A 12,513-nucleotide genomic window follows, 5' to 3' on the forward strand; every position below is an offset into this window, starting at 1 on the left:
ATAGTCCTGCCCCAATGCCCCCGTGAGCTTCTGTCCACCAATGAACGGCGGATTCCCTACCACCACATCAAACGCGGCCCCAAGCACCGCAGGTACCGTCAGTTGACGCTGCCCATGAGCTCCTTGACCCTCTTGCGGTACATCCACACCGCAATACCGGCGACCACGGCCAACGTGGCCTCAAGGGCGACGACCCCCGTCTTGTTCAGGTCGACCCCGCCGATGGACAGCAACCCCGTCGTGGCGTCACCCGCGGTGACCGCCAGGAACCAGACGCCCATCATCTGCGAGGCGTACTTCGCCGGCGCCATCTTCGTCGTCACCGACAGACCCACCGGGGACACCAGCAGCTCACCGACGGTCTGCACGAAGTAGATCGCCACCAGCCACATCGCGGCCGCCTTGTGACCGCCCTCGGCGATCGACAGCGGGGCGAGGAACAGGAAGAACGACGCGCCGACCAGGACCAGACCCGAGGCGAACTTCACGACCGTGCTCGGCTCCTTGCCGCGCCGGTTCAGCGCGAGCCAGAACCAGGCGAAGACCGGCGCCAGGGCCATGATCAGGACCGGGTTGACCGACTGGTACCAGGAGACCGGGAAGTCCCAGCCGAGGACGCTGTTCTCGGCCGAGGAGTCGGCGAAGATCGACAGGGTCGAGCCGCCCTGGTCGTAGATCATCCAGAAGACGGCCGCGGCGACGAAGAACCAGATGTACGCGGACATCGACTTCTGCTCGGTGCGGTCCAGGTCCTTGTCGCGCTTGATGCGGACCAGGACCATCGTCGGGATGATCACGCCGAGCAGGGTCAGCGGGACCAGGATCCAGTTCAGCGTGTAGCTGCCGGAGAAGCCGACCACGGCGTAGAAGACCACGGCGATGCCGGCCCAGACGGCGGCCTTGCGCAGCGTCGAGGACTTCTCCTCGGCGGACAGCGGCGTCGGGACGACGCTGGAGCGCTCCGCCAGGTTGCGGCTGCCGATCAGGAACTGGGCGAGGCCGAGCGCCATGCCGAGCGCGGCGAGCGCGAAGCCCAGGTGCCAGTTCACGCTCTCACCGATGGTGCCGATGATCAGCGGTGCGGCGAAGGCACCCAGGTTGATGCCCATGTAGAACACGGTGAAGCCACCGTCGCGGCGCGGGTCGTCCGGGCCGTCGTAGAGGTGGCCGACCATCGTGGAGATGTTGGCCTTCAGCAGACCGGAGCCGATGGCGACCAGGCCGAGACCGGCGTAGAAGGTGCCCGAGGAGGGCAGGGCCAGCGTGAGGTGGCCCAGCATGATCACGGCACCGGCCACGGCCACCGTCTTGCGGGGGCCCCAGACACGGTCGCCGAACCAGCCGCCGGGCATCGCGAGCAGGTACACCAGCGACACGTACACGGAGTAGATCGCGGTCGCCGTGGCCGCGTCGAGGGCAAGGCCGCCCGGCGCCACGAGGTACAGCGGGAGCAGAGCCCTCATGCCGTAGTAGGAGAACCGCTCCCACATCTCGGTCATGAAGAGAGTGGCCAGTCCGCGGGGGTGGCCGAAGAAGGTCTTCTCGGAACCGGGGATGCCCGGGGTGACCGAGTCCTTCGTCAGGCTGGACGCCATGGTCGTTCCTTGCTGTTCGGGACGCGCCCTTTTCGGGGCTGGTGGTAACCAGCCCGCACACAAAAGAGACCTTCAGCGTCAAATACGTTGCCAAAGGTCCCCGCGGTGCTACAGGCGTTCAATCACCATACGGCAGGACAGGGCGGGAAATGGAAGGACTTGAGACTCGAATCACAGGTGTCGAAGGAACCGCGCACACCCTTTCGAAGGTCCTCACCAGGATCACACCCACAGCCATAGGTTCGTACCAAGGTAAGAGCCGGGTAGGCGGAGGGTGGGAATCACTCCTGACGATCACACCCCGGCTCTTGTCATGGGCGGACTACCATCAGCTCATGACCCGTGTACTGCTCGCCGAGGACGACGCGTCCATCTCGGAGCCGCTGGCCCGTGCACTGCGCCGGGAAGGGTACGAGGTCGAGGTGCGTGAGGACGGCCCGACGGCGCTCGAAGCAGGGATGCAGGGCGGCGTCGACCTGGTCGTGCTGGACCTCGGCCTGCCCGGCATGGACGGCCTGGAGGTGGCGCGGCGGCTGCGCGCCGAGGGCCACAGCGTCCCGATCCTCATCCTGACCGCGCGTGCCGACGAGGTCGACACGGTCGTCGGGCTCGACGCGGGCGCCGACGACTACGTCACCAAGCCCTTCCGCCTCGCCGAGCTGCTGGCCCGCGTCCGGGCCCTGCTGCGGCGCGGCGCCGCGGAGCCGCAGCAGGCACCGGCGACCCACGGTGTGCGGATCGACGTGGAGTCGCACCGCGCCTGGATGGGCGACGAGGAACTGCAGCTCACGGCCAAGGAGTTCGACCTGCTGCGGGTGCTGGTCCGGGACGCGGGCCGGGTGGTCACCCGCGACCAGCTGATGCGCGAGGTCTGGGACACCACCTGGTGGTCGTCCACCAAGACCCTGGACATGCACATCTCCTGGCTGCGCAAGAAGCTCGGCGACGACGCGGCGAACCCCCGGTACATCGCGACGGTCCGGGGCGTGGGCTTCCGCTTCGAGAAGAGCTGAGTAACCGGTCTTGAAGAGTACGGATCCATGCGCCGCCGTCTGATCCAGTCCACGCTCGCCGTGGTGCTCGTGGTGATCGCCGTGTTCGGGGTCTCCCTCGTCATCGTCGAGACCCGCACGATCAGCAGCAGCGCCCAGGAGCGGGTGGACTCCGAGGCGGTGCGTCTCGCGTCCATCGTGGACAGCCGGCTGATCGCGATCGGGGCGGTCACCGCGGACATGCTCCGCGACCAGGTGCCCGAGGACCGGTACGCCGTCATCCGGGTGCCCGGCGAGCGGCCCATCGCGATCGGCGAGAAGCCCACCGGCGACACCATCAGCGCCATTCGCAAGGGCGAGGAGGGCGAGACGGTCACCGTCGAGGAGCCCCGCTCCACGGTGACCCGTGAGGTCGGCCGGACGCTGCTGATCATCGGCGCGGTGGCGCTGCTCGCGGTGATCGCGGCGATCCTGCTGGCCGTACGGCAGGCGAACCGGCTCGCCTCGCCCCTGACCGATCTGGCCGAGACGGCGGAGCGCCTGGGCTCAGGCGACCCACGGCCCCGTCACAAGCGCTACGGCGTCCAGGAGCTGGACCGGGTGGCGGACGTACTGGACGCGAGCGCCGAGCGGATCGCCCGCATGCTGACGGCGGAACGACGGCTGGCGGCGGACGCCTCGCACCAGCTGCGCACCCCGCTCACCGCGCTGTCGATGCGTCTGGAGGAGATCACCCTCACCGACGACCCGGACACGGTGAAGGAGGAGGCGACGATCGCGCTGACCCAGGTGGAACGCCTCACGGACGTGGTCGAACGCCTCCTGACGAACTCCCGCGACCCGCGCACCGGCTCCGCCGTCACCTTCGACCTGGACGAGGTCATCCAGCAGCAGCTCGCGGAGTGGCGCCCGGCGTACCGCAGCGCCGGGCGGGCGATCGTCAACTCGGGGAAGCGGCACCTCCAGGCGGTGGGCACGCCGGGGGCGGTCGCGCAGGTGCTGGCGGCGCTGATCGAGAACTCGCTGATGCACGGCGGGGGGACGGTGGCGCTGCGCACGCGGGTCACCGGGAACCAGGCGGTGATCGAGGTCACGGACGAGGGGCCCGGCGTCCCCGCCGACCTCGGCGCGCGGATCTTCGAGCGCGCGATCAGCGGGCGGAACTCCACGGGCATCGGTCTTGCGGTGGCCCGGGACCTCGCGGAGGCGGACGGCGGCCGCCTGGAGATGCTTCAGGCGGCACCGCCGGTGTTCGGCCTGTTCCTGTCCCGTACGCCGGTGAAGCCGACGGGGGGCGGGGAGCCGACGGTGCGGTAGGCGGGTCGGGGTCCGCGGACCCGGCGGACTAGTGCCGCGGCAGGCAAGGTTCGCCCCGTCGCGACGCCCGGCACGCACTCTCGCCGCACCGGCCGAAAGCCCAAGTACATCCAGTACGAGGGCTTCCGGCCGGCACGCCGAGAGCACGCACCACTCCGACTGGAGCCACCCCGACCACCCCTCCACCCGCAAGCCGGGCCGCCCTCCCGAGCAGGAGGACAATCGCTACTCGGAGGTGGCAGCAGAGTTCGAGGACCTCGCGGCCTGGGAGAGATATCTCGCCTACCGCGACGGCCAGATCCGCGAACTCACCTCCCGCTACAAGGCCGACCTGATGTGGTTCGACGGGGAGTGGGAGCGCAGCGAGGAGCAGTGGCGCATCCCCGAACTGGCCGCGCTGATCCGCTCCGAGGTGCCGGACGTCGTCTTCAACGCCCGCATGCTCAGCGAGGGCGACTACGCCACGCCCGAGCAGAGCGCTCCGGTGATCCCGCCGGAAGGTCCCTGGGAGCTGTGCCTGACGATCAACGACTCCTGGGGCTTCCAGCACGACGACCACAACCACAAGTCGACCGGCCAGCTGGTCCGCTGCTTCACCGAGACGATCGGCGGGGGCGGCAATCTCCTCCTCGACGTCCGCCCGCGCGAGGACGGCACCATCCCGGCCGAACAGGTGGCGCGTCTTGAAGGTCTCGGCGACTGGATCGGCCGGCACGCGGACGCCGTGTACGGCACCGTCCGTGGCCTGCCCGCCGGGCACCACTGCGGGCCGAGCACCCTCTCGGCGGACCGGCGCACCCTGTATCTGACCCTGTCCGACATCCCGCGCGCCGTGATCGGCGTACGCGGACTGGTCAGCGGGGCACGCCGGGTCACGGTCCTCGGCAGCGGACGGGAACTGCCCCAGCGGGTCATCGGCGGACTGCACGAGGCACCCGGTGCGCTGTGGATCGACCCGCCCGCCGCGGCGGACCTCGACCCGTACGCGACGGTCCTCGCGGTCGGACTGGACGGTGAGCTGGAGCTGTACCGGGGGTCCGGACGATCCTGATCCGCACAGGTTGTGCCCAAAACTCCCAGGAAGATTTAAGGAAGCGGTAAAGCGCCTGGTCGCGGCCGGAATCGGGCCCTCCGTGACCATGGCGCTTTCCCTGCCGGACACCTGGAGTTTGCCTTCTGCCTCTGGGATGCGGAGGCAAAGAGTAAGAGAAAGGTGTGACGGTGCGAGACGCGCGCAAGTCTGTGATCGGCAAGGGCCTCAGGCGTCGGGGCAGGCTGATGATTCAGGCGGTGAGCCCGCCGCGCCGCACGCTGGACGCCATTCCCACGCCCCGGGCCGAGGTGAAGCCCAAGGAGCCGTCGTACGTGGCCCCGCGCGCCCCGCGACTGGTGGACTCCCCGGTGTTCGTGCTGTCCTCGGTGCGCTCGGGGTCGACCCTGCTGCGGGTGCTGCTGAACAGCCACAGCCGGATCCGCGCCCCGCACGAGATGCATCTGCGCACCGTCCACGTCCAGCTGACCCGCGGCTTCACCGCGGACGCCATGAAGGCGCTGGAGCTGGACCGGATCGAGCTGGAACACCTGCTCTGGGACCGGGTGATGCATCTCGAACTCACCCGCAGCGGCAAGGACCTCATCGTCGACAAGACGCCGCCGAACACCCTCATCTGGCCCCGGCTGCACCGATGTTGGCCGAACGCCCGGTACATCCTGCTGCTGCGTCACCCGGGCGCGATCATCGCGTCCCTCACCGACCGCCGCGAGGACCCCGACCACGAGGAGATCCTGGCGGAGGTGCTGAACTACTCCGAGAAGCTGGAGGAGGCGCGCCGCACGCTGGACGCCCATGTGGTGACGTACGAGGAGCTCACCGCGGAGCCGGAGAAGGCCACCCGCGCCATCTGCGAGTACCTCGGCGTCGAGTGGGAGAGCGGCATGCTCGACTACGGCAGCAAGGACCACGGCAAGTTCCGGCCGCAGCTCGGCGACTGGAGCAGCACCATCAAGTCGGGCCGCATCCAGGCCGCCCGCACCGCCGACCCGGCCGTCGAACTGCCGCCGCCTCTCAAGGAGATCGCACAGGCGTGGGGGTACGAGGTCTAGAACCCCGGTGGGGCCGCCCCCACGCCTGTCCTGCGTCAGCCGGTGAAGCCGGCCGTGATGGACGTGAACTGCCAGTTGCTCTGGCTGATGCCGGAGCAGTTGCTCACGACGCCCCCGCCGGGGCACGGCCGGTCACGGTTGACCGACCAGAAGGCGAGCCGGGCGATGTGCCGGGAGTTCGCCCAGTCGCGGATCTGCGTCCAGGTGGCCGGCGAGGTGAGCTCCTGCTGGTCGCTCAGCCCGTTCATGCCGGAGATCCCGATGTGGGCGTAGGCCGTGGCGTCGTCCCACCCGAAGGCGGACTTCAGCTTGTTCTTCAGCCCCTCGGTCGCGTTCACGGTGTTGCCGTACATGTCGGCGCCGCCGCCGAAGTCGAACGGCATGATCGTGAACACGTCGATATTGGCGTTCAGCGCCCTGGCCTGGTCGATGAGCCGGTTGCCCCAGTAGTTCGGTCCTGTGGTCGTCGTACCGAAGGTGATGATCGTGCGCAGGCCCGGGTTGTTGGCCTTGACGATCTTCAGGGCGTTGAGGATGCGGTCCTGCACGACCGCGTTCTCGAACTCGTCGGTGTTCTCGATGTCGACGTCGATGGCCTTCAGGCCGTAGGCGTCGATCACCCGCTGGTAGGCACCGGCCAGCGCCTCCGCCGTGGAGCAGTTGGGTCCGAGCTTGTTGCCGCTCCAGCCGCCGATCGACGGGACGATGTCACCGCCCGCCGAGCGGATCGAGTTGATGACGCTCTGGTCGTTGCCGCCGGTCAGCGGCCGGTTGCCGTCCCAGGCGGGGTTGCAGCCGCCCGAGGACAGGATGAACGCCATCGTGTACCACTTGATGCCGGTCGCGCTCATCACCGACGTCGCGCTCGGCGGATCGCCCCAGCCGAGGTAGAGATAGGGCGCGGCCTGCTTGAATCCGGTGCCGCCGCCACCCGGGTCGGTGGTCACGGACACGGAGTTCGAGGCCGCCGACGCGTTCCCGGCCGCGTCCCGCGCCCGCACGGTGAACGTATGGGCCGTACTGGGCGACAGCCCGCTCACCGTGGCGCTCGTACCGGAGACGCTGAGCACCTGGTTCGCGCCGCTGTAGATGTCGTACGAGGTGACGCCCACGTTGTCCGTCGAGGCGTTCCACGCCAGCGAGACGCTGGAGGATGTCTTGCCGGTGGAGCGGAGGTTCGAGGGCGCCGTCGGTGCCTGGGTGTCCGAGCCGCCGCCCGGCCCGTCCAGGCTGATGTCGTCGGCTTGGTAGGTGCCCTGCGCGTACCAGCCGTGCGTGTAGACGGTGGCCGAGGTCTGCGAGGCCCCCGTCGTGAACGACACGCTGAGCCTGCTGTACGCCGACGGCGAGGTCGTCCAGGTGGAGGCGCCGCCGTCCACACCGAGGTACACATAGCTGCCGCGCACCCAGCCGCTGAGCGAGTACGCGGTGTTGGGCTGGACCCGCACGGTCTGGCTGCACTTGGCGATGTCGCTCGAACTCACCGCGCCCGCAAGGGCCTTGGTGCCGCCGTGCACGGGCGAGGAGACCACCGAGCCGAGGTTGCCGGTGCAGGACCAGGGGGACAGGGCGCCCGACTCGAAGCCGGGGTTGGACAGGATGTTGGCCGCATGGGCCGTACCGGGAAGGGCGACGGCACCGCCGACCGCGAGGGCGGCGGCGCCGAGCAGGGCGAGAAGCCGACGTCTGGAACGTCTGAACAGTGAGGTGCGCACGCGAACTCCCTGAAGGAATGGGGGTGGTTCGGGAGGTGGTGCAGAAGAAGAGTGCGCAACCCAAATTGGTATGGACCAACGATCCTGTCAAGGAGCTGTGCGTCAATTGGTCCATACCGGTGAGCTTTTACAGGGGCAGTGCCTGACTCGCCCTCACCCCAACGGAGTTGACAGGAGCGGGCACCGCCGGAAGCGACTGCTGGTGCTCTTCCACGCGCTGCTGGGGGAGCGACACCGACCGCAGCGGCCGAGGGCCGGAGACAACCGTGTAGTCCTGCCCGAGGAACGGCGGCGCGATCTCGCCCGGGTCCTCCCCGAGCGCCAACTGCACCGCCGCCCAAGGGGCGTTGACCCCGCACAACGACAGCTGGTGCAGCCCGCCCGCCGGACGCGTGTTGACGTCCATCAGTACGGGCCGGTCGCCGAACATCCGGAACTGGATGTTGGACAGATAGTGCAGCCCGAACCCCTCCGCGATCGCCCGCGCCGGCTCCAGCCACTGCTCGTGCAGCGTGAACCCGCGTCGACGGCCGTTCTTCGTGCGGCCCACCGCCATCCGGATCCGGTTGTCCGGGCCGGTGAGGCAGTCCACCGACACCTCCGGCTGTTCGAGGCGCGGCATGACCAGCCAGTCGACCTCCTCCTCGGCATCCGCGAGGGCGTCGAGCACCAGATTCAGCGGGACGTACGGGCCCGGGAAGCCGTTGAGGTGCATGAGCGAGAAGGGGGCGCGTGTGATCACGCGGAAGCCCACCCCGCCCGCCCCGGACGCCGGCTTGAAGCACGCCTTGTGCCCGCCCGCCTCCAGTTCCTCGACCGCGGCGACCAGCTCCTCGGCGCTGCGCACCCGCCACCACGGCGGCACCGGCACCCCGATCGCCTGCACGGCCTCGTAGGCGATCACCTTGTCGTGGAAGACGGCCACGGCCTCCGGCGGCGGCGCCAGCAGCGCCGTACCGACCGCCTCGAACTCCGCGCGATGCGCGACGACCGCCGACTGGTGCAGCCGCGGCACGAACACATCGATGGCGCGCCGGGCGCACTGGTCGAGGGCGTACTCGACGTACGCGGCCGGGGACAGGCCCTCCGGCTCCAGGTCGGCGGTGTCGGCGGCGGCCAGCACGGGGGAGTCGGCGTCACCGTGCGTGGCATGGATCTCGACGGCACGGTCGCTCGGATTTCGCCGCAGCTGATCCATGAAGAACACGTTCTCCGCGTACGTGCGGTTGAGCCAGACGCGTACGCGAGAGACCATGCAGGCCGCCTTTCACGGTTCGCGGGCACGGCGAAGCAGGCCGTGCCCGGCCAGGGAGGTTGGAGGTACACCAAACCGCCCCGTGCGAAGGGAAGTTCATGGCGGTGGTGTTGGGGCGATCATACGGCTTTGCGGGGGCCCCGCGTGCAACGTCCGTGTTACGGATTCTCCGATCATGCACAGGTGGATCAAGGGACACCGCCGTCGCACCGCCGACACGCCCGCCGTAGGCGCGAACCCGCCTTGTACCCGAACCGTGAATGTGTTCTCGTGGTGCTTTCCACGTGCGGAGGGGGACGAGAGGTGGCGTCGACGGTCGGCGGTGCCGGACAGCTGCTGGCCATCAGTGACCTGCACATCGGCTACGAAGAGAACCGCGCCCTAGTCGAGAAGATGCGCCCGGAGACCGATGAGGACTGGCTGGTGGTCGCCGGTGACGTCGCGGAGACCGTGGCCGACATCCGATGGGCCCTGCACACGCTGGCAGGCCGCTTCAGCAAGGTCATCTGGGCCCCGGGCAACCACGAGCTGTGGACCCACCCGCGGGACGCCGTCACGCTGCGCGGAGTCGCCCGCTACGAGTATCTGGTCGCCCTGTGCCGGGAGCTCGGCGTGACCACCCCCGAGGACGCCTACCCCGTCTGGGACGGCACCCGCGGCCCCGTCGCCGTCGCCCCGCTGTTCCTGCTGTACGACTACTCCTTCCTGCCCAAGGGCTGCGCGACCAAGGAACAGGGCCTGCAGTACGCGCAGGGCACCGGCATCGTCTGCAACGACGAATACCTGCTGCACCCCGACCCCTACCCCTCCCGCGAGGCCTGGTGCCGGGCCCGGGTCGCCGAGACCGAGCGCCGCCTCGCCGCGCTCCCCGACGAGCTGCCCACGGTCCTGATCAACCACTACCCCCTGGACCGGCACCCCATGGAGATCCTCTGGCACCCCGAGTTCGCCATGTGGTGCGGCACCGACCTCACCGCGGACTGGCACCGCAGGTTCCGGGTGGAGACCATGGTCTACGGCCATCTGCACATCCCGCGGACCACCTGGCACGACGGTGTCCGCTTCGAGGAGGTGTCGGTGGGCTACCCGCGCGAGTGGCGCAAGCGCCCGGAACCGCCGGGACGGCTGCGCCGCATACTGCCCAGGGAGGTCGGGGCCCCGTGATCGATGAGCTGCTGCCGGACTCGGTGGTGACCGTGGAGGCGTACGGCGAGGAGGACGCCGCTGCCGCGGTCCTGTATCCCGAGGAGGCGGCCGTGGTGGCGCAGGCGGTGGACAAGCGCCGCCGTGAGTTCGCCGCCGTACGCGGCTGCGCCCGCCGGGCCATGGAGAAGCTCGGGGTGGAGCCGCAGCCGCTGGTGCCCGGCGACCGGGGCGCCCCGCGCTGGCCGGAGGGCCTGGCCGGCAGCATGACCCACTGCGACGGCTACTGCGCCGCCGCCCTGGTCCGCGCCACCGACCTGGCCTCCCTCGGCATCGACGCCGAACCCAACGCACCACTCCCGGACGGGGTGCTGGCCGCCGTGTCCCTGCCCGGTGAGGCCCAGCGGGTGCGGAGGCTGTCGTACGAACGGCCCGACATCCGCTGGGACCGGCTGCTGTTCAGCGCCAAGGAGTCCGTCTACAAGGCGTGGTTCCCCCTCACCGGCGAGTGGCTGGAGTTCACCGAGGCCGACATCGACCTCTTCGCCGGCCCCCGCGGACGGCCCGGCGGTGGCTTCAGCGCCACGCTCCTCGTCCCCGGCCCCCTGGTCGGCGGCCGGCGTGTCGGCGTCTTCGAGGGCCGGTGGACCGTCGAGCGCGGACTGGTCGCCACGGCGGTCACCGTGCCGCACTCCTGAGGGATCTCACGGCTCCGGGAACCAGCTCTGCAGCAGCCGGAAGAACTCCTCCTCGTTGCCGGTGAGCCCCGCGTCCGCCAGCGCCCGCTCCGCCTCCGCGAGCACGCTGGGCGGCACCACGGGTGGTCGTGCCTCCCCGGGCGGGCCTCCAGCGGCATCGAAGGCGGCCCGCACGGTGTGCAGCAGGCGTAGATACGCCTGCACGGCGACGCGTTCGCGGTCGGTCAGTACGGCGGTGGGCATCGGTCGGCTCTCCCCGAAGTCGGCGTCGTCTCCCGCCCCGCAAATGAGGGCGCACCACCAGCTTGCCGTCCACCACTGACAATCGGGTCCGGCCACTCGCCGGTTCGCCCACTCAGCGCAGCTCGACGTGGCTCAGCCCTGCGGCCCCCGGTACCCCAGCGACGCCTCGATACGGCCGGCCAGATGGTCCTTGTGGACCGGACCCCGCAGCGACGAACCAGCCAGCCAGGTACGGCACTTGCTGGCCAGCAGCAGCCCGAAGCTCTCGGCCTCCTGCTCGTCGGTCAGTTCGAAGCGGCTGCGCGCAGCCACCTGCCGTACCGTCGCCTCCAGCTGGGCGTCGTCCTGCAGCAGCCGCGCCGCCACCGCCGCGCCGTCGATGTGGTGGCCGCGGTGCCCGGCCTTCATGTGCCACAACTCGTGACCGAGGATCACCAACTGATGCTCGGGTGCGGTGCGTTCCTCGATGACGACGAGGTCCTGGTCGGCCATGTCGAGCCACAGCCCGCTCGCCGTGCCGGGCGGGAAGGCGGCCGTACGGAAACGGACCGGGCGGCCACGGCGTCTGGCCATCGCCTCGCACAGCGCGCCGTACAGGTCCGCCGGGTGCGCCGGAGCGGGGAGCTCCAGCTCGCCGACCAGTTCGCCGCACAGGCGGTGCATGTCCCTACGGATGCCCACAGTTCTCCCCCGGGTCACGACTCGGGCCGCTTGACGCTCTCCAGGAGCATGTCCAGCCATTCGGCGACCTTGTCGCGATGCTGGTCGGTGGGCAGTTGCGCGGCCCGCCAGGCGATCCCGCGCACGCCGTGGTCCTGCAGCAGCCGCTCCAGCGGATCCTCGGCCACGACAACCGCCTCCCGCTCGGCGAGCTGCTGGAGGAGTTCCTGTTCCGTGCGCTGGAGGGCGCCCGCGAGTGCCTCGGGGTCCTCCGCGGTGAGAAATCCCGCGTGCACCCGGAAGAAGCGCTGGATGGCGTCGCAGTGCTCCATCGTGGGCCGCCGGTCGCCGTTGATCAGGGCGCCCGCCTGCTGCCGTGACATGCCCGCGCCGTCGGCGATCTCCTGCTGGGTGTACTTGCGGCCGTTGGGCTTCAGCCGGGTGCGGCGCAGCAGGTCCAGGCGCTGCAGAAAGCGGGCCTGTACGTCGGGTTCGCCCGCCCGGCGGCCGCTGAGCAGCGCCTTGACCACGGGCTCGGGGACACCGGAGGCGACGGACAGCCGACCGGTGTCGAAGACCTCGGTGTGCGGCACGCCCAGCCGGTCGGCGAGCGCGGTCACGCGAGCGACGACGGCCGGCAGTGCCGCCGTCCCCGTGGCGCCCGGACCCTCGAAGCCACCCGTCACCGACAGAACTCCTACGTCTCTCACCGACTTCTCACCAGCAGTACTCGCCGTGAACTTCCCGGAGAGTAGCGGGTGGTTCGAACTCACATCCAGGTCTCGCCACAAC

11 protein-coding genes and 1 pseudogene are annotated in these 12,513 nt (G+C 69.9%); 6 read left to right on the plus strand and 6 right to left on the minus strand.

What is annotated here, in order from left to right; genetic code table 11:
* Positions 1-98: 98 nt before the first annotated feature.
* Positions 99-1,595, minus strand: coding sequence for an oligopeptide:H+ symporter (locus RMT89_RS33445; protein WP_315887498.1), 1,497 nt, complete (start codon positions 1,593-1,595; stop codon positions 99-101).
* Positions 1,596-1,930: 335 nt separating this feature from the next.
* Here RMT89_RS33445 and RMT89_RS33450 point away from each other — a divergent pair, with 335 nt between their 5' ends.
* From RMT89_RS33450 to RMT89_RS33465, 4 genes and pseudogenes are all read left to right on the plus strand, one after another.
* The gene (locus RMT89_RS33450; RefSeq protein WP_315887499.1) at positions 1,931-2,608 is read left to right on the plus strand and encodes a response regulator transcription factor; all 678 of its coding nucleotides are present in this window, start codon (positions 1,931-1,933) and stop codon (positions 2,606-2,608) included.
* 27 nt (positions 2,609-2,635) lie between these two features.
* Entirely contained in the window at positions 2,636-3,904 is a 1,269-nt protein-coding gene (locus RMT89_RS33455; RefSeq protein WP_315887500.1) for an ATP-binding protein, read from the plus strand.
* A 151-nt stretch (positions 3,905-4,055) separates the two neighbouring features.
* Positions 4,056-4,955, plus strand: a pseudogene (locus RMT89_RS33460) (alpha-L-fucosidase); the annotation flags it as partial.
* 170 nt (positions 4,956-5,125) lie between these two features.
* Positions 5,126-6,007 (plus strand): sulfotransferase, encoded by an 882-nt coding sequence (locus RMT89_RS33465; RefSeq protein WP_315887501.1) that lies wholly within the window; start codon positions 5,126-5,128, stop codon positions 6,005-6,007.
* A gap of 35 nt (positions 6,008-6,042) precedes the next feature.
* Here the strand turns inward: RMT89_RS33465 and RMT89_RS33470 are convergent, their stop codons facing one another.
* On the minus strand, positions 6,043-7,722 hold the full coding sequence (locus RMT89_RS33470; RefSeq protein ID WP_315887502.1) for a carbohydrate binding domain-containing protein: 1,680 nt from the start codon (positions 7,720-7,722) through the stop codon (positions 6,043-6,045).
* 127 nt (positions 7,723-7,849) lie between these two features.
* Positions 7,850-8,977 carry an ATP-grasp domain-containing protein gene (locus RMT89_RS33475; protein ID WP_315887503.1) on the minus strand — a complete coding sequence of 376 codons (1,128 nt, stop codon included), beginning with the start codon at positions 8,975-8,977 and terminating at the stop codon, positions 7,850-7,852.
* Between the two features lie 303 nt (positions 8,978-9,280).
* Between RMT89_RS33475 and RMT89_RS33480 the strand changes: the two genes are divergently transcribed.
* Together RMT89_RS33480 and RMT89_RS33485 are read left to right on the plus strand one after the other, a co-directional pair.
* Complete coding sequence (locus tag RMT89_RS33480; protein WP_315887504.1) at positions 9,281-10,141, plus strand: metallophosphoesterase; 861 nt, start codon at positions 9,281-9,283, stop codon at positions 10,139-10,141.
* Positions 10,138-10,818 (plus strand): 4'-phosphopantetheinyl transferase superfamily protein, encoded by a 681-nt coding sequence (locus RMT89_RS33485; RefSeq protein WP_315887505.1) that lies wholly within the window; start codon positions 10,138-10,140, stop codon positions 10,816-10,818. The genes RMT89_RS33480 and RMT89_RS33485 overlap by 4 nt, the downstream gene beginning before the upstream one ends.
* A 6-nt stretch (positions 10,819-10,824) precedes the next feature.
* Here the strand turns inward: RMT89_RS33485 and RMT89_RS33490 are convergent, their stop codons facing one another.
* The 3 genes from RMT89_RS33490 to RMT89_RS33500 all read right to left on the minus strand — a co-directional run bounded on the left by RMT89_RS33490 (position 10,825) and on the right by RMT89_RS33500 (position 12,407).
* Entirely contained in the window at positions 10,825-11,061 is a 237-nt protein-coding gene (locus RMT89_RS33490; RefSeq protein ID WP_315887506.1) for a hypothetical protein, read from the minus strand.
* A 132-nt stretch (positions 11,062-11,193) separates the two neighbouring features.
* On the minus strand, positions 11,194-11,724 hold the full coding sequence (locus tag RMT89_RS33495) for a toxin-antitoxin system, toxin component (protein ID WP_315887533.1): 531 nt from the start codon (positions 11,722-11,724) through the stop codon (positions 11,194-11,196).
* 32 nt (positions 11,725-11,756) lie between these two features.
* Complete coding sequence (locus tag RMT89_RS33500; RefSeq protein WP_315887507.1) at positions 11,757-12,407, minus strand: helix-turn-helix transcriptional regulator; 651 nt, start codon at positions 12,405-12,407, stop codon at positions 11,757-11,759.
* Positions 12,408-12,513 lie beyond the last annotated feature (106 nt).

Origin of the sequence: Streptomyces sp. P17, from assembly GCF_032436805.1 — a bacterium.
Taxonomy (GTDB): domain Bacteria; phylum Actinomycetota; class Actinomycetes; order Streptomycetales; family Streptomycetaceae; genus Streptomyces.

Excerpts from the sequence above, each read along its gene's own strand:
- RMT89_RS33495 (WP_315887533.1), bottom strand. The coding sequence starts at position 11,724 with ATGCACCGCCTGTGCGGCGAACTGGTCGGCGAGCTGGAGCTCCCCGCT.
- RMT89_RS33445 (WP_315887498.1), bottom strand. The coding sequence starts at position 1,595 with ATGGCGTCCAGCCTGACGAAGGACTCGGTCACCCCGGGCATCCCCGGT.
- RMT89_RS33450 (WP_315887499.1), top strand. The coding sequence starts at position 1,931 with ATGACCCGTGTACTGCTCGCCGAGGACGACGCGTCCATCTCGGAGCCG.
- RMT89_RS33455 (WP_315887500.1), top strand. The coding sequence starts at position 2,636 with ATGCGCCGCCGTCTGATCCAGTCCACGCTCGCCGTGGTGCTCGTGGTG.
- RMT89_RS33475 (WP_315887503.1), bottom strand. The coding sequence starts at position 8,977 with ATGGTCTCTCGCGTACGCGTCTGGCTCAACCGCACGTACGCGGAGAAC.
- RMT89_RS33490 (WP_315887506.1), bottom strand. The coding sequence starts at position 11,061 with ATGCCCACCGCCGTACTGACCGACCGCGAACGCGTCGCCGTGCAGGCG.